Here is a 20,825-nt window from a genome sequence, read left to right on the forward strand (position 1 = left end):
AACCCACCACCACCTCCGCCCCCACCGCCACAAGCGGTCAATGTGGCACAGAGCGCCGCTGCTGCGGCAACGGTCCCCAGCGGGTTGGCGCGAGCGCGCAACGGTTCACGATTCAATGGATGACTCCCTGACGTTTCGGATGGCTGAACAGAAGCGCCAACGATAGATTTCGACCGATCACGCCGCCATCGGCGACTTCTGCGCCGATATCTGGAAACTTCCGAACAATTGACAATCCGTTTCTTTTCTGTGGAAAACGTCAATTGAGATTCTTCAATCGCGGCCAGCGCTCGCTGTTCGGTGAGATCCTGGACTGGATGCTCACGCCGCTCCTGTTGCTGGTGCCGGTGAGCATCAGCGTGACCTGGCTGGTGGCGCAGGGCATTGCCAACCGGCCGTTCGACCGCGCGCTCGAATACAACGTCCAGACCCTGGGCACGCTGGTCACGGTCCAGGGGGAGCGCGTGCAGTTCTATTTGCCGCAGCCGTCGCGCGACATCATGCGGGCTGATGACACCGACCATGTCTACTACCAGGTTCGGAATTCCGAAGGCGAATTGCTCGGCGGCGATGCCGACCTGCCGCCGCCGCCGGACGACGAGGCGCCGTCCAACGAGCGCGTGCTGATCCGCGAGGACCGCATGCGCGACGAGACGGTGCGCGTGGCCTACACCTGGGTCCAGCCGCGGCTGCCCGGCGCCGGCCTGGTGCTGGTGCAGGTGGCCGAGACGCGGCGCAAGCAGGAGGTGCTGGCCACCGAAATCATCAAGGGCGTGCTGCTGCCGCAATTCGCGATCCTGCCGCTGGCGATCCTGCTGATCTGGCTGGCGCTGGTGCGCGGCATCAAGCCGCTGTCAGAGTTGGAAGACCGCATCCGCGAGCGCAAGTCCGACGACCTGAGCCCGCTCGACGACAGCGCGGTGCCGGTCGAGGTCGCGCCGCTGGTGGCCTCGGTCAATGGACTGCTGACGCGGCTCAACGAAACCATCGCGACGCAGCGGCGGTTCCTGGCCGACGCGGCGCACCAGTTGAAGACGCCGCTGGCCGGGCTGCGCATGCAGGCCGACCTGGCGCAGCGCGCAGGCGCAAGCGCGGAAGACCTGAAGCAATCGCTCAAGCAGATCGGCCGCGCCAGCATCCGGGCCACGCACACGGTGAACCAGCTGCTGGCGCTGGCCCGCGCCGAAGGCGGTGGCGTCGCGGTGCCAAGGCAAAGTTGCGACCTGGCGCGGATCACCATCGAGGTGGTGCGCGAGGCGGTGCCGCGGGCGATCGAGCGGCGGATCGACCTGGGCTATGACGGCGTCGAGGCTGGCACGAAGGGGGTGATGATCCAGGGCAATCCGACCCTGCTGAAGGAGCTGGTGCGCAACCTGATCGACAACGCGATCAACTACACGCCTTCATCGAGCGAGCGGCCCGGCGTGATCACCGCACGCGTGCTGTCGGACCCCTTCGGTCGGGTCACGCTGCTGCAGGTGGAAGACTCGGGGCCCGGCATTGCCGAGCACGAGCGCGAACTGGTGTTCCAGCCCTTCTACCGCGTGCTCGGCAACGAGGCCGACGGCTCCGGGCTGGGGCTGCCGATCGTGCTGGAGATTGCGCGACACCACAACGCGACGGTGGAGCTTGGCGATGCGCGGCCGGAACGGCAGCAGCATGGTGCATTGTTCAGCGTGCGCTTCCAGACGGGTTGAGTCTCTTCGCGCATCCGGCCCGGGCCTGGACTCTGTCAGAGGCCTTCGTGTTCGCTGTGGGGCGCGGATGGGTCGTTCGACGCAGCGGGCGAGGTCGGGGTTGCCGATGGCGCTTGCTCGGACGACGATCCCGCTGTGGCGGGCGCAGGCACCGCCATGTCCGACTCCCTGCGAATCTGCAAGGCCGCAGGCCGGACCTGCTGCGTTACTCGCTGCGGCTCGCGCTCCGACAGCGACGCGGGCGCCGTGCCGAACATCGCGAGTCCGCCCTGTGTCCAAGTGAAGTACAGCAGGTTGAGCACCACCAGCGTGGCGAGCAACAACCGCGCCGGCTTCATGCCTGCCCCTCGCCGGCCGGCCGCACGCTGACTTCCGAACTCGTGATCGACTGAAGGCCGGCTGCCGTGCGCACGAGCAACTCGCCACCCGGACCGACGCCCTCGCAGGCGCCGATGGTCCCGTCGCTCAAGCTCACCACGCGCCCGCGCAGCGCATCGCGCGCGGCAAAGTCCTGCGCGAATGGGGCGAAGCCTCGCGCGGCAAAGCGCAGCACGTTGCGCACCAGCGGCGCCGCGATATCGGCCAGCGCATGTGGCGCGGTCGCATCGGGACGGAATTCCTGAAGCCAGGCCGGCGCAGTGCTCAATCCCTCGGCCGGACGCGGCCCGATGTTGATACCGATGCCGATCACCACGTAGCGCTGCGCCTCGGCAACGTGTGGCATGGCGGTCTCGATGAGGATGCCGCCGAGCTTACGGTCCTGCACCGTCCACAGGTCGTTGGGCCACTTGAGGCGGAGCTGCGTGCCGGTCGGATCAAGGCTGTCGGCCACGCTGGCGCCGACCGCCAGCGACAGGCCCGACCAGTCGACAGGCGCCAGCGGAAGGCCGAGCGAAAAGGTCAGCGACTCGTCGAGCCTGCCCGGCCCGGCATCGCTCGCGCTCTGCCAGGGCCGTCCCAGCCGGCCGCGGCCCGCGGTCTGGCGATCGGTCACCAGCAGCACCGGCGCGGCATCGCCGGCACGCGCGCGGCGCATGAGCTCGGTGTTGGTCGAGTCGATCTCGGGCACCCACTCGACCGACATGCCAGCCACCAATGCGCCGAGCCGGGCGTCAAGTTCGGCGACGGGCCAGGGATTCGTCACGACTTGTCAGCCTTCTTGCCGGACTTTCCGACGGCTTTCTTGTCCTTCCTGCCCTGTCCCTTCAGCTTGTCCGCCTTGCCCACCCTGGCCTTCTTGCCCGCCTTGTCGGTCTTCTCGTCCCTGCCAGCCGTGGCAGCTTTCTCGGCCTTCTTCTTTTTCTTCTTCTTGACCGGCTCCGCCTTGGCACCTTCGTCGTCCCCCTTGGGCGACAACAAGGTGCCACGACATGTCTCGGCGCCGCACCAGCACGGGTAATCGGCCAGCAACTCGGGCGTGTACTCCTCGTCGATGATCAGGCCGTAGTCGTAGTTGAGTTCCTCGCCGGCCGCGATGTCGCGCAAGGCCTTGATGAAGATGCGGCCGTCCTGTTCATCGGCCTCGCAATTGGGCGCGCAGGCATGGTTGATCCAGCGGGCGGCGTTGCCGTTCACCTTACCGTCGATGACATGCTTGTCGTCGATATGGAAGTAAAAGGTATGGTTCGGCTGCGCCGGGTCATGCGGATGGCGGCGCAGCGCTTCCTTCCAGCTGATCACCTCACCCTTGTATTCGACGATGGTCTCGCCCTCGGCAATGTCCTGCACGGCAAAAACACCGTTGCCGTGGACTTCGGAGCGGCGCGTCTGGATGCGACGACCTGGGTTCAAAGGGGATTTGGAAGGCATCGCCGAAGTCTGTTAGTTTGAACATGCACACGTATGCGTGCGCGCGCGTACACACGCGAGAAGCGGCAGATTGTAGATAGAGAGAAAAGATGACCAAGACTCTGGTGATTGCAGAAAAACCGTCGGTGGCGCAGGACATCGTTCGCGCGCTCACGCCCACGGCCGGCAAGTTCGACAAGCACGACGAGCATTTCGAGAACGAACACTACGTCGTGACCAGCGCGGTGGGCCACCTGGTGGAGATCCAGGCGCCCGAGGAATTCGACGTCAAGCGCGGCAAGTGGAGCTTTGCCAACCTGCCGGTGATTCCGCCGCACTTCGACCTCAAGCCGGTCGACAAGACCAAGACGCGCCTGAACGCCGTCGTGAAGCAGGCCAAGCGCAAGGACGTCACGCAGCTCATCAACGCCTGCGACGCGGGCCGCGAGGGTGAGTTGATCTTCAGGCTGATCGAGCAATACGCGGGCGGCAAGTCGACGCTGGGCAAGCCGGTCAAGCGGTTGTGGCTGCAGTCGATGACGCCGCAGGCCATTCGCGAAGGCTTCGACTCGCTGCGCACCGAAAAGCAGATGCAGGGCCTGGCCGACGCCGCACGCTCGCGCTCCGAGGCCGACTGGCTGGTGGGCATCAACGGCACGCGCGCCATGACCGCCTTCAACTCGCGCGACGGTGGCTTCTTCCTGACCACCGTCGGCCGCGTGCAGACCCCGACGCTGTCGGTGGTGGTGGAGCGCGAGGAGCAGATCCGCAAGTTCGTCTCGCGCGACTACTGGGAAATCCACGCGACCTTCGCGGCCGAAGCGGGCGTGTACCCCGGCAAGTGGTTCGACGCCAACTGGAAGAAGGCCAACGCCCCCTTGCTCGCGAACGGCGAGCCGGATGCCGAGCAGCGGGCCGACCGCGTCTGGAACGAACGCGAGGCGCGCGAGATCGCTGACGCATCGCGCGGCAAGCCCGCCACCGTCACCGAGGAAAGCAAGCCCACGACCTCGGCCTCGCCGATGCTGTTCGACCTGACCTCGCTGCAGCGCGAGGCCAACAGCCGTTTCGGCTACAGCGCCAAGACCACGCTGGCCCTGGCGCAAAGCCTGTACGAGCGCCACAAGGCCCTGACCTATCCGCGGACCGATTCACGCGCACTGCCCGAGGACTACCTGCCGGTGGTGAAGAACACCATGGCCATGCTCGCCAACAGCGGCATGAAGCACCTCGCACCCTTTGCCAAGCAGGCGGTCGACGGCAACTACGTCAAGCCCAACAAGCGCATCTTCGACAACGCCAAGGTGTCGGATCACTTCGCCATCATCCCGACGCTGCAGGCGCCCAGCGGCCTGAGCGAAGCCGAGCAGCGGCTCTACGACTTCGTGGTGCGCCGCTTCCTGTCGGTGTTCTTCCCGAGCGCTGAATACCAGGTCACCACGCGCATCAGCACGGTCGAGACCAATGGCAAGAAGTACCCGTTCCGCAGCGACGGCAAGGTGCTGGTCAAGCCGGGCTGGCTCGCCATCTACGGCAAGGAAGCCGTGTCGGACGACGACGAGAAGGACGGCAAGAACCTGGTGCCGGTGAAGCTGGGCGAGATCGTGAAGAACGAGTCGGCTGACATGAAGGGGCTGAAGACGCGGCCGCCGGCGCGCTATTCCGAAGCCACCCTGCTAGGCGCCATGGAGGGCGCCGGCAAGACCATCGACGACGACGAGTTGCGCGAGGCCATGCAGGAGAAGGGCCTCGGCACCCCGGCCACGCGCGCGGCCACCATCGAAGGCCTGATCGCCGAGAAGTACATGCTGCGCGAAGGCCGCGAGCTGATCCCGACGGCCAAGGCCTTCCAGCTCATGACCCTGCTGCGCGGCCTCGGCGTGGAAGAACTCTCGCGCGCGGAACTCACCGGCGAGTGGGAATTCAAGCTCGCGCAGATGGAGCACGGCAAGCTCAGCCGCGACTCCTTCATGCAGGAGATCGCCAAGATGACGGAGCACATCGTCAAGAAGGCGAAGGAGTACGACCGCGACACCGTCCCCGGCGACTACGCCACGCTACAGGCGCCCTGCCCCAACTGCGGCGGCGTCGTGAAGGAGAACTACCGCCGCTATGCCTGCACCGGCAAGAGCGGCACCGGCGAGGACGCCTGCGGCTTCTCCTTCGGCAAGTCGCCGGCCGGCCGCACCTTCGAAGTGACCGAGGCCGAGGCGCTGCTGCGCGACCGCCACATCGGCCCGCTGGAAGGCTTCCGGTCCAAGGCGGGCTGGCCCTTCACCTCGGAGATCATCCTCAAGTTCGACGAGGAAGCCAGCAACTGGAAGCTGGAGTTCGACTTCGGCGACGACAAGAACGAGGAGAGCGGCGAGATCATCGACTTCAGCGGCCAGACCTCGCTAGGCCCCTGCCCGATCTGCGCGTCGAAGGTGTTCGAGTCCGGCAGCAACTACGTCTGCGAGAAGTCGGTGCCGACCAACGAGCAGCCGACGCCGAGCTGCACCTTCAAGAGCGGCAAGATCATCCTGCAGCAACCGGTCGACCATGATCAGATCCACAAGCTGCTGGCGACCGGCAAGACCGATCTGCTCGACAAGTTCGTGTCGATGCGCACGCGCCGCGCGTTCAAGGCCTTCCTGACCTGGAACAAGGATGAAGGCAAGGTGACCTTCGAGTTCGAGCCACGCGCCAGCAAGTTCCCGCCGCGCAAGACCTTCGGCAAGGCAGCGCCTGCGAAGGCGGCCACGGCTGCGTCGAAGCCGGCCGCTGCGAAGAAAGCGCCTGCCGCAAAGAAGCCCGCCGCCAAGAAGGCGGCCGCACCAGCGGCCCCCCGCAAGGCCGGCACCGGCCTCAAGCCCAGCAGCGAACTGGCCGCGGTGATCGGCGCCGAACCCGTGGCGCGCACTGAGGTCATCAAGAAGCTGTGGGACTACATCAAGGCCAATGGCCTGCAGGATGCGACCAACAAGCGCGCGATCAATGCCGATGCCAAGCTGAAGCCGGTCTTCGGCAAGGACCAGGTGACGATGTTCGAACTGGCCGGCATCGTGGGCAAGCACCTCTCGACCGACTGAAGAAGGTGCGAATCTTTCTACGGCTGCCACCGATCCCGGGCCTGCAGTCTTGGCTCCGGCATGACAAGCGCCTCGCGCAGTTGTCAGCCTCTGCCGCAACTTCGTTGCCACCGCACCGGAGTGCGGTTCCGCTCTGCGAACCGGTCCGTCGGCTGGCGCCCTCGCTGCGAAAGCTTCACACCTTCTGACGCCGGGCCGCTCAAGAAAAAACGGGCCCCGATCGCAAATGATCGGGGCCCGTTTTTCATTGGGAGCAGCTTCGTTGCGCTACCGCAGGAACTCGCGAACCACCGGCGCCACCTCGCTCGCCTTGTTCATCAGGAACAGGTGCCCGTCATCCACGATGTGCAGCTTGGCATTGCGCATCAGCGAGGCCTGCAAACGGGCGTTGACCAACGGCACCAGCGGATCGTCGCTGCCCGCCATCACCAGGGTCGGATGGTGGATGCGCCACAGGAAGGGCAGGCTGCTCCAGCCGGCAATGGCCAGCAACTGGTAGCGATAGCCCGCGCGGTCGCCGCCGCGCGCATGGTCGGTGAAGAGCTTGATCGCGTCCGGGTCCTTGCGCATCAAGCCGCCGTAGATGTCGGGCGCGATGCGCTTCATGTAGCCCTTTTCCAGGTAGCGCTTCGGATTGGCCATCTTCCAGAGCACGCTGGGCTTGCCGGGCACCATGGTCGCACCGCCCATGCTCGTCGCCGCGAGCACCAGCCGCCGCACACGCGCCGGGAACTGGAGGGTGAACTGCTGCGCCAGCCCGCCGCCCCAGGACACGCCAAGCACGTCGACCTGGTCGTAGCCCAGTTCGTCCAGCACCTTCGCCGCGAGTCGCGCCATCATGAACAGCCGATACGGCGCCTTCGGCGCAGGCGACTTGCCCGCGCCGGGCACGTCGAAGATCACGGCCTCGGTGTCGCCGAGCTTGGCCACGAAGGGGCTGACCAATTCAAGATTGGCACCGATGCCGTTGAACAGCAGCAACGGCGTGCCGGTGAGGGCCCCCGCGACGCGCGCGCCGGGCCGGATGCCCACGCGCAGCAACTGGTCGCCGATCGTCAGGGTACCGACGTGCATGCCCGACTCAGGGTCGAATTGCGCGTCCTTGAGTCGATCTTGAGGCGCAGCGACCCCGGTCGTGGTTTTCTTGGCGGTGCCCATGAATGATTCAGCCCAGTTCGCGAGGCGCAGCGGCGCGCAAAGGCGCATGACGACGCCGCTCACTTTTGCATGACGTATTCGCCCGGCGCAGCAACGCCCGGCTTGTTCTTCGCACTGCCGAGCTTGGCAGGTGCGGGCACCTTGTCGCCGGAACGCGCGTGCATCCAGCTCATCCAGTGCGGCCACCAGCTTCCGTCGATGCGCGATGCACCCGCGGACCATGCCTCGGGGTCCGGCCCGCCGACCTGACCGGTCAGGAAGAAGGACTTGGCCGCGCCGGGTGGATTGAGCAGGCTCTGCAGATGGCCGGCGTTGACCAGCGTGAAGGTGCTCTTGTCCCCGTAGATGCGCGCGGTCGGGTAGCACGACTTCCAGGGCGTGATGTGGTCGGTGATGCCGGCCACGATGTATGCGTCGACCTTCACCTTCTTCATGTCGATGGACTCGCCCAGCACCTTGAACTTGCCGGCGTTGATGAAAGGGCTGTCTTGCATGATGTCCAGCAGGTCGGCATGAAAGCCGGCCGGCAGACGGGTGGTGTCGGCATTCCAGTAGAGGATGTCGAAGGCCGGTGGATCGTTGCCGAGCAGGTAGTTGTTGACCCAGTAGTTCCAGATCAGGTCATTGGGCCGCAGCCATGCGAACACGCGCGCCAGTGCCTCGCCGTCGACATAGCCGCGGGCCTTGGTGGAGGCCTTGATGGCGGCGATGCTCTCGGGCGTGATGAACAGGCCCATGCTGGTGTCCGACACGTTCTCGGGGTCGAGCGTGCAGACCGGGCTCACCACGTTGTGCACCTTGTCCTGGCCGGTGGCGGCAAGCCAGCCCACGTAGGAGGCAGCGGTCATGCCGCCCGAGCACGCGCCCCAAAGGGTGATGTCCGGGCTCCCCGTGATCTCGCGTGCGACATCGACGGCCTCGTCGAGCGCCTTGACGTAGCTCGACATGTTCCAGTCGCGCTGCTTTTCGCCAGGGTTGAACCAGCTCACGCAGAAGACCTGCACGCCTTGCTCGACGACGAACTTGACCAGGCTCTTCTCGGGCGACAAGTCCATCGCGTAGAACTTGTTGACCTGCGGCGGGCAGATCACGAGCGGGCGCTGGAAGACCTCGGCGGTCTGTGGCTTGTACTGGATCAGTTCGAGCACGTCGCTCTTGAAGACCACCTGGCCCGGCGTCAGGCAGAGGTTCTTGCCGAGCTCGAACTTCGACTTGTCGACCGACGACGGCAGGCCGCCGTTGTTGCGCATGTCGCCCACCAGGTTCTTCATGCCCTTGACCAGGCTTTGCCCGCGCGTCTCCTTGGCCTTCTTGAGGGCGGCCGGGTTGATCAGCGTATTGCTGGGCGCGATGGCATCGATGTAGATGGAAGCAACCAGTTGGGCACGCGCCTTGGCGCGCGGATCCAGGTTGACCGAGTCGAGGTAGTTGTTGATGACGCTGCCCGTGGCCGCGTGCGCCTGCAACAGGCGCTTGAGCACGGCGCTGTTGCGCCAGGCGGGATCGGTGAAGCGCTTGTCCTTGGGATAGGGCTCGGTGGCGTCGCCGGTCAGGACCTTGCTCAATTCGAGCGCATAGGTCGACCAGTGCTGCACCGCCTTCATGGGTTGCTTGACGGCCGAGTCGAAGAAGGCCTTGACGCCTTCGCCGAGATCTTCGAAACGCAAGCCCATCAGCGGGTTGACTGCGAGGGTGTTGCTGGCCGCATCGTCGGCCAGGCCCTTGACCAGGCCGGCGGTGTCGCTCCCCTCGCTGGTGACGGCGGCTTTTGCTTTCGTCGCGAGCTTGGGGGTGGCTGACTTGCCTGCCACTGGCGCCTTCTTGACCGCCTTGGCAACGGCCTTGCCCGCGGGCTTGGCGGGTGCAGTCTTCCTGGCTGCTGCCTTCTTGACTGGGGCAGTGGCGGCGGCTTTCGCACGCTTGGTTGCCGCTGCCTGCTTCTTCGGGGTTGTCTCTTCGCTCATCGAGTTCTCCGCGCTTTGCGCTGCGTTCAATGCCTTCGATTCGGCCTGGTCGATCATGTCGCCCTTGCCAAACTTCCAGCGTCCCGGCGATCAAGGCGGGTCGGCCTCACCTTCGATCTCCACCATATCGACCATCGTGGTCAGCCGACTTCCATTGCCCTGGTCCACGACGGATTCCATTGTCGCCCGGGCGCGCGTGCGCCCGTGCCGATCAAGACAAGCACTATGCCACTCAAACAAGCGCGATGGTCCCTGAACGCCCGACGATGACGTTCAATTCGAGAGAACAGACCGTTTCGGCGCCCCGTCTTCGCGAAAGCTGACCACGCATGTACCACCAACGTTCCATGGCGCCGCCACCGGGTGTCGCCAAGGCGTCTGCGTGGCGCTATCGGCGCAGCAGCGCCTGTCGCAGCAGCCGGGCGGCGCGGTCGCGAATCTGCCCCGGCATGCGGTGGCGCCAGCGCTGCGGCTGGCGCCTTCCGGCAGCGCATGCGGCGAGGAAGTCGTCGAGGATGGGCGTGTCATCGACCGTCGTGATCACGCTGCCCGCGCCATGGAACTCCGGATGCCACTGGGTGGCCGCGATGTAGCCGTGGCCACCGCGCGTGGTGGTGCGGCGAATGGCTTCAGGCACATGGTCCGGATAGCTCCAGGCCTCGATCTCGAAGCCGGGCGCCAGGTCCTTGATGCCCTGGTGGTGGATGCTGTTGACGCGCGTGTGCGTCACGCCGGGGTACATGCTGGCCAGCCGCGTGCCCTCGACCAGCACCAGATCGTGGTAGTTCTTGTCATAGCTCACCGGATCGCGGTGCGTGAGCGCCCCGGCATGCTGGGTCTCGATGTCCTGGTAGAGCGTGCCACCGAAGGCCACATTGATGAGTTGCAGGCCGCGGCACACGCCGAAGATGGGCTTGCCGACCTGCTCGAAGGCCTCGACCAGGGCGAGGTCATAGAGGTCGCGGATGCGGTCGCCGATCCAGGCTTCCTTGAGCGGCGTCTCGCCATAGCTGCCAGGCCACACGTCGGCGCCACCATGCATGACGACGCCGTCGAGCCACTCGGCGTAGTGCGACAGCCGCGTGTCGCCACGCGCGGTCTCGCCGGTCGGGCAGGGCACCATGACCACCATCGCGCCGGCCGACATCAGCCAGTGCGCAATCGACTGCTCCACGTACTGCAGCGTCTTGTTGGTGAACAGCGAGCGCGTGGGGTCCGCATGCTGGAAACAGGCGGAGAGGCCGATCTTGAGGCGGCCGGCAACAGTCTTGGGCATGGCGGGTCGATACCTCCAGAGGCAAGGAAGTTCATTGTGCCCACTCACTCCGCGGATGGCGAACCGCCTGTCGCGTCCCCCTGACGCTTGAGGGTTGGGGGTGAGGCAGCGAGGCCCATTCGTGGGCACCCGCGGACGGTCCGTTGGGTGCGCCTCCTTGAAGGGGGTGCGCCGCAGGCGCTGCGGGGGTGGGCCAATTCTTCAAGCAACACTTGTGCCCATCAGGCTATAATTGAGGGTTCGCTGACACGACGAAGCACTTTTCGTCATACCGCCGGTTGGCCCGCATGTACGGGCCTCAGACTTCCTGAAGCCGGCCCACACAGTGCGTTGGAGCGCCAGATCGGGCGCCCATGATTGCCACCACTGCCTTCTGTCTTGTAAAGCGAATTTCGCGCCTTGTCGGCCGACCTTTCGTCGGCAGCGCCGCGCGCCGTTTTCAAACATTTTTCAGGGTGCGTCACGCAGAGCGTGGCCATCGGGCATTGCAATTCATGGATCTCATTCACACCACTGTCGCAGTGGGCAAGTACCTTATCTCGCCGCTGATCCGGCACACCGTCGACGGCGATTTCGCCGCCTCCGTCTCGATTCGATCCGGCCAGGGCCGGGGCACGCACGACCGCGTGATGCGCTTCACGCCGCGCTTCGACAGCCACGCGCAGGCGCACAGCTACGCCACCGAACAAGGCCTGGGCTGGGTGCGCGAACGCAGCATGTCGCGCGTTGTAGTGACGTGACACGGGGTAAGCCTTTTTCAGCACAATTCACGATAATCACGCAGAGGTAAAACATACATGGCCAAGGAAGAACTGATTGAAATGAACGGCGCAGTCACCGAGGTGCTGCCCGATTCGCGCTATCGCGTCACGCTCGACAACGGGCATCAACTCATCGCCTACAGCGGCGGCAAGATGCGCAAGCATCACATCCGCATCCTGGCGGGTGACAAGGTGTCGCTGGAGCTGTCGCCCTACGATTTGACCAAGGGCCGCATCACCTTCCGCCACCTGAATGGTCGCGGCCCGATGCCGCCGTCGAATCCTTCGACTCCCCGTCGCTGACGCCTGCCGCCGGCATCCTCGCCGGCGACTGTGTGACTCGGCCTCCGGGCTCCCGTTGCTGTCCACGGATAGCTTCTGCGCAAGCAGCACGGGTGCCGGGGGCCTTTTTCTTTGCCCGAAGCACCCTCTCGAACGCGCCGCCGTGATTCGCCGCGCGCAGGCAAGTGAGGCTCTAAACAAGTCCCGTGGAGGGCGCGCGCCATCGGCGCCTTCAGAGCCTCGCCACGGGTTTCATTTCCTGCAGCGTGTTGTTTCCCGCCATGACGCTGCGCCGGCCCAAGGGTGGCGCTCTCGCGCCCGCCTTGACCCCACACTCCGCTCGATCATGACGACAGACACAAACGACTTCGGCACGCTGCCGCTTTCCCCCCAGGCGCTGGCCAACCTCACGCAGCTCGGCTACACGCGCATGACGCCGATCCAGGCGGCTGCGCTGCCGCTGGCGTTGCTCGGCAAGGACCTGATCGCGCAAGCCAAGACCGGCAGCGGCAAGACCGCAGCCTTCGCGCTCGCGCTGCTGGCCAACCTGAACGCGCGCCGCTTCGCCGTGCAGGCGATGGTGCTGTGCCCGACGCGCGAGTTGGCCGACCAGGTGACGACCGAGATCCGCCGCCTCGCGCGGGCCGAGGAGAACATCAAGGTGGTGACGCTCTGCGGCGGCGTCGCGCTGCGCGGGCAGACAGCCAGCCTGGAGCACGGCGCGCACGTCGTGGTCGGCACGCCGGGCCGCATCATGGACCATCTGGAGCGCGGCAACCTCGACTTGGCGGCGCTCAACACGCTGGTGCTCGACGAAGCCGATCGCATGCTGGACATGGGCTTCTTCGACGACATCGCCAAGGTGGCGCGCCAGTGCCCCGCCAACCGCCAGACGCTGCTGTTCTCGGCCACCTACCCCGAAGGCATCGCGAAGCTCAGCCAGCAGTTCATGAAGGCGCCGCAGCAGGTGACGGTGCAGGCCCAGCACGAGGCCGGCAAGATCCGCCAACTCTGGTGGCAGGTCAAGGAAAGCGAGCGGCTGCATGCGGTGAGCCTGCTGCTGAACCACTACCAGCCCGAGAGCACGCTGGCCTTCTGCAACACCAAGCAGCAATGCCGCGACCTGGTCGAGGTGCTGCAGGCGCAGGGCTTCAGCGCGATGGCGCTATTCGGCGAACTTGAGCAGCGCGAGCGCGACCAGGTGCTCGTGCAGTTCGCCAACCGGAGCTGCTCGGTGCTGGTGGCGACCGACGTGGCCTCGCGCGGGCTCGACATCGCGCAGCTCGAGGCGGTGATCAACGTCGACGTGACGCCCGATCCGGAGTTGCACATCCACCGCATCGGTCGCACGGGCCGCGGCGATGCCGAAGGCCTGGCGCTGAACCTGGCCAGCATGGACGAAATGGGCTACGTCGGGAAGATCGAGCAGTTGCAGGGCCGCGAATCGGACTGGCAGGCACTTTCCAGCCTCACGCCGGCGGGCGGCGGTCCGTTGCAGCCGCCGATGGCCACGCTGCAGATCGTCGGCGGGCGCAAGGAGAAGATCCGCGCCGGCGACGTGCTGGGCGCGCTCACCGGCGAGGCCGGTTTCACGCGGGAGCAGGTCGGCAAGATCAACGTGAACGAGTTTTCGACCTATGTTGCGGTGGATCGGCGCATCGCGGAGCAGGCGCTGCAGAAGCTGTCCAGCGGACGGGTCAAGGGCAAGAGCGTGAAGGTGCGCTTGCTTTGATGCTGCGCCTGGCCGACTCGCAGCATCGCTTCATGCGCGCACCTCGAACAAGGGCGCCGCATCCCTTCCAGCCACCATACAACTGGCTTTGATGGGCCCTTGATGTTGTCCGGGGCAGGGAGTCACGCACGAAAGCAAGCACTCCGGGCTAGATTGTTCCGGCGATGGTGGTCGGGCCGAAATTCATGACAGCATGCTCGGAGAGCCTGCCCTGGCGACCTGATGAAGCCACGCCGGCGCGCTGTTCGAGCGCGGCAATGCCTGCCATCACAGCCAGCCCGTAACTCGGCATCGGGCGTGCCGCCCGGTCCAATCGAGCCTCCCGGGCAGCGCGGATTTGCTGCGCTTCCAAGACCCAATAGAACTGACCGGGGGCGGGTTCCTCCACGATCAATGCAATGCCATTCGCAACCAAGGTAATTCTTTCAAAATGAAAACTGTAGACTTCATTTGTAAGCGAGAGTTGCAATTGCGGCAGTGCACAAAGTCACGCCTCCATGAAGCCGCCTCGCCGGCTGCGACTGTTCGTGCGATTTCACCGAAAACGGCAGCGTGGATCGCTCTCCCGGCGCAGGGCGGTCCACTTGCGCCTCTGCAACTTTTGTTCGGTTCACTCTGAAGGCCCTATGTCGGACGACAACCAGATCGAGGTTCCCGCGTCTTTCCTTGCCATCTACGCGGACGCGCGCCAGCGGCTGAGCGAGCCGATCGGCATCGTGCGGGCGCGCTACGAGCTGTGCGAGGACCTGGCGACGCTGCTCATCGAGCAGGCGCAGCGCCTGCATCACGTCGCCGTACCCTCGGAGGACGAAATCCTGCACCGCTGCCGCGACGGGCTGCTCACGGCGGAGTCGGGGGTGTCCGCGGCGGAGGCAACGTGGACCGTGCGGCGGCTGGCGGAGTTGCTGAACTGGCGCTGCCCGCAGTTTGCGGACGCATAGGCAGGCACCGGACCTTCAAGCGCCGGGCGACGCCTGCGTCACCCTGCGTCGCGGCGAAGGTCCAGCACCAGTTCGAGCCGTTGCGCGGCACCCCAGGCTTGCCGCTGGAAGTCCTTGTGATAGCGGTCGAGTTCGGCCGCGGATTGCGCGGCGACCCGGTGGGCTTCCTCATGCGAGGCGGCGCGCATGTAGTAGACGAGGAATTCGCCATCGGTCGTGATGTCCAGGAACACCGATTCGATCGACACGCCTTCCGCGACCAGACGCTGCAATGCGTCGGCACGGTGCGCCGACATGTGGGCCGCCCATTCGCGCACGCGGGGCACCGCGCCGTTCTTCAGGCGGATCCGGGCGCAGACAGGGACATGGGTCGAATTCATGGAGTGCATCGCTGCGTTGGGCCGCTTGGGCCGTGGCTCCCTGTGCATTCTCGGTGCAGTGTTCCACGTCAAGCCGGTGTCTGCAACGACTCCCAGGCGATCATCTGGTCGACTTGCCTGCGCAGCCACGAAGCCGACATCGTCTGCGTGCCCCATTCGGCCATGCGGCCTGCGTATTCGCCCATGAACCAGACGTGGCGCAGGGGGACGAAGCGGGCAATGGCGTCGAACTCCGGCGCGTCGATGAAGCGAACGCTGCGGTAGCCGTGCAGGAAGCGGTGCCATCGCTCCAGCGCAGGAGCGTCCAGACCGGCCGGGCCTGCCCGCAGCAGCAGGCTCCAGAGCCAGGTGGACAGGTCGTAGACCAGGCTGCCCGGCCCTGCGTCGTCGAAGTCGAAGAAGGAGGCGATGCGCGAGCCTTCAGGACCATCGGCGAGATGCATGTTGCTGGCGTGCGCGTCGCCGTGGCATGCGCCTTGGGGCAGCAGCGCGTAGCTGCCGATGCGCGCGCTCAGCCGCTCGCCGATGGCGGTGAACGCTGCGCGCAGGCTTGCGTCCAGCGTCGGGGCGGCGAGCAGCCAGCGCAGTGGCTGGTCCAGCAGATGCGGCAGGCCGATTTAATACAGGCTGGGCGGGCCGCAGTAGTGCTGGCCGGCGATGTGGATGCGGGCGAGGTCGCGGCCGGTCGCTTCGATGTCGGGCAGCATGTCGCCGGGCGGTTCGCCGGGCAGGAAGTCGAACAGCATCAGCGTGCGGATGCCTTCCGGCGCCAGCAACTCGGCCGAATTGGCGCTGGTATGCGTGGGCAGGCTGGCCGCGACGGCGGCGCCCGCGCCCCGCAAGTGCAACAGCAGCGCCGCTTCGAAGTCGACGTTGGCCGGGCCGCGAGCGCGCCTCGCGCTCAAGCGCGCCACACGCTGGATGCCATCCCCGAAGCGCACCGCATAGACGTCATTGAACCCGCGCCGCAGCAGGCGGCAATTTTCGATCGGGCCAAGCAATGGCCAGTGCCGCGCCACGGCCTGTGCGATGGCCGCGCTGGAAGGCGTGGAGTAGACGGCGTTTGCAGGCGCTTGCGATTGCGGTTGCGAAGACGCTGGAGGGGGCGGCGGCGCAGCGATGGGCAGGTCGGTCATTCGGCTTCGGCAGTTTGCGGGCGGGCGGCCGGCGATTCTGCCCCGCTCGCGGCCAGGCACGACCTGCGCATCGTGGCGCCAGCAAGTGCGGACGCTACTCCTTGACCGACCCCGTCATCCCCGACACGTAGTACTCGACGAAGAACGAATAGATGAAGGCCACCGGCAGGGAGCCCAGCAAGGCACCGGCCATCAGCGGCCCCCACTGGTAGACATCGCCCTGCACCAGTTCCGTCACCACGCCGACCGGCAAGGTCTTCACCTCGGAAGACGAGATGAAGGTCAGCGCATAGATGAACTCGTTCCAAGACAACGTGAACGCGAAGATGCCGGCCGAGATCAGTCCCGGCACCGCCAGCGGCAGCACGATCTTGACGAGGATCTGCCAGCGGTTGGCGCCGTCGATCAGCGCGCACTCCTCCAGTTCGGCCGGGATGGAGCGGAAATAGCCCATGAGCAGCCAGGTGCAGAAGGGGATCAGGAAGGTCGGGTAGGTGAGGATCAGCGCCCAGCGCGTGTCGAACAGGCCGAGGTTGAACACCACGTTGGCCAACGGAATGAACAGGATCGAGGGCGGCACAAGGTAGGCCAGGAAGATCGACAGGCCCACGTGCTTCGCGCCCTTGAAGCGCAGCCGCTCGATGGCATAGGCGGCGAACACCGAGGCTGCCAGTGAAGCAAAGGTCGACACCACCGACACCAGCACCGTGTTCCACAGCCATTGCGGGTACGAGGTCTCGAACAGCAGCTTGTGGAAGTGCGCGAGCGTCGGATGGATCACCCAGAACGGGTTGCCTTCGCGCGAGAGCAGTTCCGGCTCGGGCTTCACCGAGGTGATGGCCATCCAGTAGAACGGGAACAGCAGCACGATCAGGAATACGACCAGCGGCAGGTACACCGTCACCACCTTGCGCGGCAGCGAGTCGAGGAAGCTCATGCCGACGGTGTCGACCTGGCCCGGGTTGGCGCTCATTTGTCGGAACCCCCTTGTTGCCATGCGCGACGCTGCAGGCCGAAGAAGCTGAACATCACGCAGGCCAGCAGGAAGGGCACCATCGCGATGGCGATGGCGGCGCCTTCACCGAGCGCACCGCCCGAGATCGCGCGCTGGAAGGACAGCGTGGCCATCAGGTGCGTCGCATTCAGCGGGCCGCCGCGCGTGATGACGTAGATGAGCTGGAAGTCGGTGAAGGTGAAGAGCACCGAGAAGGTCATGACCACCGCGATGATCGGCGTCAGCAGCGGCATCGTCACATGGCGGAACTGCTGCCACGGCGTGGCGCCGTCGATGGCCGAGGCTTCGTAGTACGAGGGCGAGATGGTCTGCAGGCCGGCCAGCAACGTGATCGCGACGAAGGGCACGCCGCGCCAGACGTTGGCGATGATGACCGCGATGCGCGCGTTCCACGGCGAGCCGAGGAAGTCGATGTAGGTGTCGATGAGCCCCATCTTCACCAGCGCCCAGCTGATGATCGAGAACTGCGAGTCGTAGATCCACCAGAAGGCAATCGCGGACAGCGCGGTCGGCACGATGTAGGGCAGCAGGATGACGGCGCGGAAGAAGGTCTTGAAGCGGATGTTCTTGTTGAGCAGCAGCGCCAGCCACAGGCCCAGCAGGAACTTGAACACGCTCGCCACCGCCGTGTAGAAGAGCGTGTTGAACAGGGCCAGCCGCGTGACGGCGTCGCCCCAGAGGAACTCGTAGTTCTCCAGCCCGATCCATTCGCCGGCCCGGCCCACCTTGGTGTCGGTAAAGCCGAGCCAGGTGCCCAGGCCGAGCGGATAGGTCAGGAACACCAGCAGCAGCAAGGCCGCCGGCAACATGAACATGAAGCCGAGGGCGTTGCGACTGTTCTGGATTCGCTGAATCAGGGTCATGAAGCCTCGTTGAACGTCACTGCGATCACCCACTCTTTTTCAAGAAGCAGCGCGGAACCAGCTTTGCTGCGCCGCTGGTGTTGCCCCCGGCGAGACAAGCGGCGCAGCTTGGGAGTTGCCGCGCAAAAGGTGTGAAGATTTCGCAGCGAGGGCGCCGAGCTCGGCTTGAGGAGCGGAGCCGCACTCTCGTGCGGCGCCAACGCAGTTGCGGCGAGGCTGACAATTGCGCGTAGCGCTTGTCATGCCGGAGCCAACCCCGCAGGCCCGAGATCGGTGGTCGCAGTAGAAATATTCACGCCTTCTCAGACCTTGTAGTAGCGCTCGGCGCGCTTCTGGGCGCGCTCGGCGGCTTCCTTCGGCGTCTTCGCCCCGCTCGCGGCTTCCGCCACCATGTTCGGGATGATGAAGTCCGCCGCCGCGCCGGCCGAGGCATAGCCCAGCTTGCCGTCGTAGCCGGCCGGGCGCAGGTTCTTGACCGAGTCGCGGTACGGCGTGTTCTTGGGGTCGGAGGTCCAGATCGAATTGGCTTCGTAGGCACGCAATGGTTGCGCCACGTAGCCGCCGGCGCCTTGCAGCCAGGCGTCGAACTGCTCCTTCTCCATCATGAAACGCAGGAACTCCTTCGAGGCCTGCGGGTACTTGGTGTACTTCATGATCATCTGGTTGAAGAACAGGTGCGATTCCGTCGGCGTGCCCACCGGGCCCACCGGGAAGACGGCATGGTTGATGTCCGCGGCCATTTCCTTGACCTTCGGGTCCGGCGAATTCTTGGCGGCGTAGTAGACCGAGATGCCGTTGTTGGTGACGGCGATCTGGCCGTCGAGGAAGGCCTTGTTGTTGTTCGGGTCCAGCCACGAAAGCGTACCGGGGATGAAGTTGGCGTAGAGCTCCTTCGAGTACTCCAGCGCCTTCAGGGTCTCTGGGCTGTCGATGACGACCTTGTTGTTCTTGTCGACCAGCTTGCCGCCGAAGGCCCAGATCAGCCAGTTGGTCCAGGTGCTGTCGCCGGTCGCGTTACCGAGCGCCATGCCGCCGGGCGTGCCCTTTTCCTTGAGGGCCTTGTACATCTTCAGGAAGTCGTCGGTGTTCTTCGGGAAGGTGTCGAAGCCAGCGGCCTTGACCATGCTTTCGCGATACACCATGAGGGAGCCCGAGGCGCCGAGCGGGAGGCCCAGCCACTTCTTGCCGTCGGGGCGCATGAAGGCTTCGGCAGCCGGATACCAGCCGCCGTATTTCTTGCCGAGGTATTCGGCCAGATCGGTGCAGTCGAGCAGTTTGTCCGGATAGAGGTTGGCATCGTCGTTGGTGGACAGGATGATGTCCGGGCCGGCGCCGGTGTTGGCGGCCACCGCGGCCTTGGGGCGCACGTCTTCCCAGCCTTCGTTGTCCACGCGGACCTCGATACCGGTGGCGTCCTGGAACTTCTTGACGTTGGCCATGTAGGCGTCGATGTCGCCCTGCACGAAGCGGCTCCAGCGCAGCACGCGCAGCTTGGCGCCCTTCTCCGGCTTGAAGGTGATGTTCTGCGCCTGCGCCAGCGAGGAGAACAGGATGGAGCCGGTGCCGACCGTGGCAGCGGCTGCGAAGCCGGCGGAGCCTTTGAGGATCTTGCGGCGGTTGTTGAAGTCACTCATGGATGTCGTCTCCTGGGGGTTGAACGGGCCGGTCGGTGAAAGCTGTGGGTCAGGCAACGAGGCGTTGGCCATTGCTTGCGTCGAACAAATGCGCGCGCTGAAGGTCGGGCTGCAGCAGGATCGTGCTGCCGGGTGCGAAGTCGTAGCGCTCGCGGAACACGGCGGAGAGGTCGGCGCCTTCATGCCGGCAGGCGACGAAGGTGTCCATGCCCGTCGGCTCCATCACCACCACCTGCGACGGGATGCCGCCCGATTCCGCGAGCGACAAATGTTCCGGTCGCGTGCCATAGACCACGGGTTGGCCGTCGCTGCCGCCCGCGTGCACCGGCGCGTCGAGCCGCGTGCCGTCGTTGAGTTCCACGTAGGCGCCGCTGCCGTTGCGGCGCAGGGTGCCGGGCAGGAAGTTCATTGCGGGCGAGCCGATGAAGCCGGCCACGAACTGGTTGGCCGGGTTGTCGTAGAGGTCCAGCGGGCTGCCGGTCTGCTCGATGCGGCCGTCGCGCATGACGACGATCTTGTCGCCCATGGTCATGGCCTCGATCTGGTCGTGCGTGACGTAGATCGAGGTGGTCTTCAGGCGCTGGTGCAGTTCCTTGATCTCGCTGCGCATGGCGACGCGGAGCTTGGCGTCGAGGTTGGACAAGGGCTCGTCGAACAGGAACACCTGAGGGTCGCGCACGATGGCGCGGCCCATGGCCACGCGCTGGCGCTGGCCGCCGGAGAGCTGGCGCGGATAGCGCTCCAGCAGCGGCGTGAGCGCGAGGATCTCGGCGGCGCGCTTGACCTTGGATTCGATGGTCGGCTTGTCGGTCTTGGCCAGCGCCAGCGCGAAGGCCATGTTGTCGCGCACGGTCATGTGCGGATAGAGCGCGTAGTTCTGGAAGACCATCGCGATGTCGCGCTCTTTGGGCGGCAGGTCGTTGACGCGCTTGTCGCCGATGCGGATCTCGCCACCATTGATCTGCTCCAGCCCTGCGATCATGCGCAGCAGCGTCGACTTGCCGCAGCCCGAAGGCCCCACCAGCACCGTGAAGGAGCCGTCCTGGATGTCGATGTCCACGCCGTGAAGGATGGGCACATCCCCGAAGTTCTTCTTCACCGCCTGGATCGTGACACTGGCCATTCAA

18 protein-coding genes and 1 pseudogene are annotated in these 20,825 nt (G+C 65.5%); 6 read left to right on the forward strand and 13 right to left on the reverse strand.

Features of this window, described 5'->3' with window-relative positions; all coding sequences use genetic code 11:
- Nucleotides 1-263: 263 nt before the first annotated feature.
- Nucleotides 264-1,697 (forward strand): sensor histidine kinase, encoded by a 1,434-nt coding sequence (locus WKW82_RS01100; protein WP_340340409.1) that lies wholly within the window; start codon nt 264-266, stop codon nt 1,695-1,697.
- A 35-nt stretch (nt 1,698-1,732) separates the two neighbouring features.
- On the opposite strand, the gene WKW82_RS01105 is transcribed toward WKW82_RS01100, so the two are convergent.
- Genes WKW82_RS01105 through WKW82_RS01115 form a run of 3 tightly spaced genes read right to left on the reverse strand, consistent with a single transcriptional unit; the run spans nt 1,733 to nt 3,506 of the window.
- Entirely contained in the window at nt 1,733-2,035 is a 303-nt protein-coding gene (locus tag WKW82_RS01105; RefSeq protein WP_340340410.1) for a hypothetical protein, read from the reverse strand.
- Nucleotides 2,032-2,781, reverse strand: coding sequence for a biotin--[acetyl-CoA-carboxylase] ligase (locus WKW82_RS01110; protein WP_340340913.1), 750 nt, complete (start codon nt 2,779-2,781; stop codon nt 2,032-2,034). Before WKW82_RS01110 ends, WKW82_RS01105 begins: the two co-directional genes overlap by 4 nt.
- A gap of 56 nt (nt 2,782-2,837) precedes the next feature.
- Nucleotides 2,838-3,506, reverse strand: a complete 669-nt coding sequence (locus WKW82_RS01115; RefSeq protein ID WP_340340411.1) for an SET domain-containing protein — start codon at nt 3,504-3,506, stop codon at nt 2,838-2,840.
- Nucleotides 3,507-3,595: 89 nt separating this feature from the next.
- Between WKW82_RS01115 and WKW82_RS01120 the strand changes: the two genes are divergently transcribed.
- Nucleotides 3,596-6,556 carry a DNA topoisomerase III gene (locus WKW82_RS01120; protein WP_340340412.1) on the forward strand — a complete coding sequence of 987 codons (2,961 nt, stop codon included), beginning with the start codon at nt 3,596-3,598 and terminating at the stop codon, nt 6,554-6,556.
- A gap of 267 nt (nt 6,557-6,823) precedes the next feature.
- Here WKW82_RS01120 and phaZ read toward each other — a convergent pair whose 3' ends face one another.
- The 3 genes from phaZ to WKW82_RS01135 all read right to left on the reverse strand — a co-directional run bounded on the left by phaZ (nt 6,824) and on the right by WKW82_RS01135 (nt 10,954).
- Nucleotides 6,824-7,630: a poly(3-hydroxyalkanoate) depolymerase gene (phaZ, locus tag WKW82_RS01125; protein ID WP_340340413.1), complete on the reverse strand. Its 807-nt coding sequence runs from the start codon at nt 7,628-7,630 to the stop codon at nt 6,824-6,826.
- A gap of 143 nt (nt 7,631-7,773) precedes the next feature.
- A complete protein-coding gene (locus tag WKW82_RS01130; RefSeq protein WP_340340414.1) occupies nt 7,774-9,735 on the reverse strand; it encodes an alpha/beta fold hydrolase in 1,962 nt (653 codons plus the stop codon).
- 331 nt (nt 9,736-10,066) lie between these two features.
- Nucleotides 10,067-10,954, reverse strand: coding sequence for a gamma-glutamyl-gamma-aminobutyrate hydrolase family protein (locus tag WKW82_RS01135; protein WP_340340415.1), 888 nt, complete (start codon nt 10,952-10,954; stop codon nt 10,067-10,069).
- A gap of 494 nt (nt 10,955-11,448) precedes the next feature.
- Between WKW82_RS01135 and WKW82_RS40585 the strand changes: the two genes are divergently transcribed.
- From WKW82_RS40585 to dbpA, 3 genes are all read left to right on the forward strand, one after another.
- A complete protein-coding gene (locus WKW82_RS40585) occupies nt 11,449-11,694 on the forward strand; it encodes a hypothetical protein (RefSeq protein WP_422823398.1) in 246 nt (81 codons plus the stop codon).
- A 57-nt stretch (nt 11,695-11,751) separates the two neighbouring features.
- Nucleotides 11,752-12,018: a translation initiation factor IF-1 gene (infA, locus tag WKW82_RS01145; RefSeq protein ID WP_340340417.1), complete on the forward strand. Its 267-nt coding sequence runs from the start codon at nt 11,752-11,754 to the stop codon at nt 12,016-12,018.
- Nucleotides 12,019-12,343: 325 nt separating this feature from the next.
- Entirely contained in the window at nt 12,344-13,729 is a 1,386-nt protein-coding gene (dbpA, locus tag WKW82_RS01150; RefSeq protein WP_340340418.1) for an ATP-dependent RNA helicase DbpA, read from the forward strand.
- Nucleotides 13,730-13,877: 148 nt separating this feature from the next.
- Here dbpA and WKW82_RS01155 read toward each other — a convergent pair whose 3' ends face one another.
- On the reverse strand, nt 13,878-14,198 hold the full coding sequence (locus WKW82_RS01155; RefSeq protein WP_340340419.1) for a hypothetical protein: 321 nt from the start codon (nt 14,196-14,198) through the stop codon (nt 13,878-13,880).
- 157 nt (nt 14,199-14,355) lie between these two features.
- Here WKW82_RS01155 and WKW82_RS01160 point away from each other — a divergent pair, with 157 nt between their 5' ends.
- Nucleotides 14,356-14,670 carry a hypothetical protein gene (locus WKW82_RS01160; protein WP_340340420.1) on the forward strand — a complete coding sequence of 105 codons (315 nt, stop codon included), beginning with the start codon at nt 14,356-14,358 and terminating at the stop codon, nt 14,668-14,670.
- Nucleotides 14,671-14,708: 38 nt separating this feature from the next.
- Here the strand turns inward: WKW82_RS01160 and WKW82_RS01165 are convergent, their stop codons facing one another.
- The 6 genes and pseudogenes from WKW82_RS01165 to WKW82_RS01190 all read right to left on the reverse strand — a co-directional run bounded on the left by WKW82_RS01165 (nt 14,709) and on the right by WKW82_RS01190 (nt 20,821).
- The gene (locus WKW82_RS01165; protein ID WP_340340421.1) at nt 14,709-15,050 is read right to left on the reverse strand and encodes a DUF6176 family protein; all 342 of its coding nucleotides are present in this window, start codon (nt 15,048-15,050) and stop codon (nt 14,709-14,711) included.
- A gap of 68 nt (nt 15,051-15,118) precedes the next feature.
- Nucleotides 15,119-16,186 (reverse strand): annotated as a pseudogene (locus WKW82_RS01170) (phosphotransferase enzyme family protein).
- A 94-nt stretch (nt 16,187-16,280) separates the two neighbouring features.
- The gene (locus WKW82_RS01175) at nt 16,281-17,159 is read right to left on the reverse strand and encodes a carbohydrate ABC transporter permease (RefSeq protein WP_340340422.1); all 879 of its coding nucleotides are present in this window, start codon (nt 17,157-17,159) and stop codon (nt 16,281-16,283) included.
- Entirely contained in the window at nt 17,156-18,064 is a 909-nt protein-coding gene (locus WKW82_RS01180) for a carbohydrate ABC transporter permease (protein WP_422823387.1), read from the reverse strand. The genes WKW82_RS01175 and WKW82_RS01180 overlap by 4 nt, the downstream gene beginning before the upstream one ends.
- A gap of 302 nt (nt 18,065-18,366) precedes the next feature.
- Nucleotides 18,367-19,698 (reverse strand): ABC transporter substrate-binding protein, encoded by a 1,332-nt coding sequence (locus WKW82_RS01185; RefSeq protein ID WP_340340423.1) that lies wholly within the window; start codon nt 19,696-19,698, stop codon nt 18,367-18,369.
- Between the two features lie 49 nt (nt 19,699-19,747).
- Nucleotides 19,748-20,821: an ABC transporter ATP-binding protein gene (locus WKW82_RS01190; protein ID WP_340340424.1), complete on the reverse strand. Its 1,074-nt coding sequence runs from the start codon at nt 20,819-20,821 to the stop codon at nt 19,748-19,750.
- Nucleotides 20,822-20,825 lie beyond the last annotated feature (4 nt).

Origin of the sequence: Variovorax rhizosphaerae (assembly GCF_037889975.1) — a bacterium.
In the GTDB taxonomy this organism is placed as follows: Bacteria; Pseudomonadota; Gammaproteobacteria; order Burkholderiales; family Burkholderiaceae_C; genus Variovorax; species Variovorax rhizosphaerae.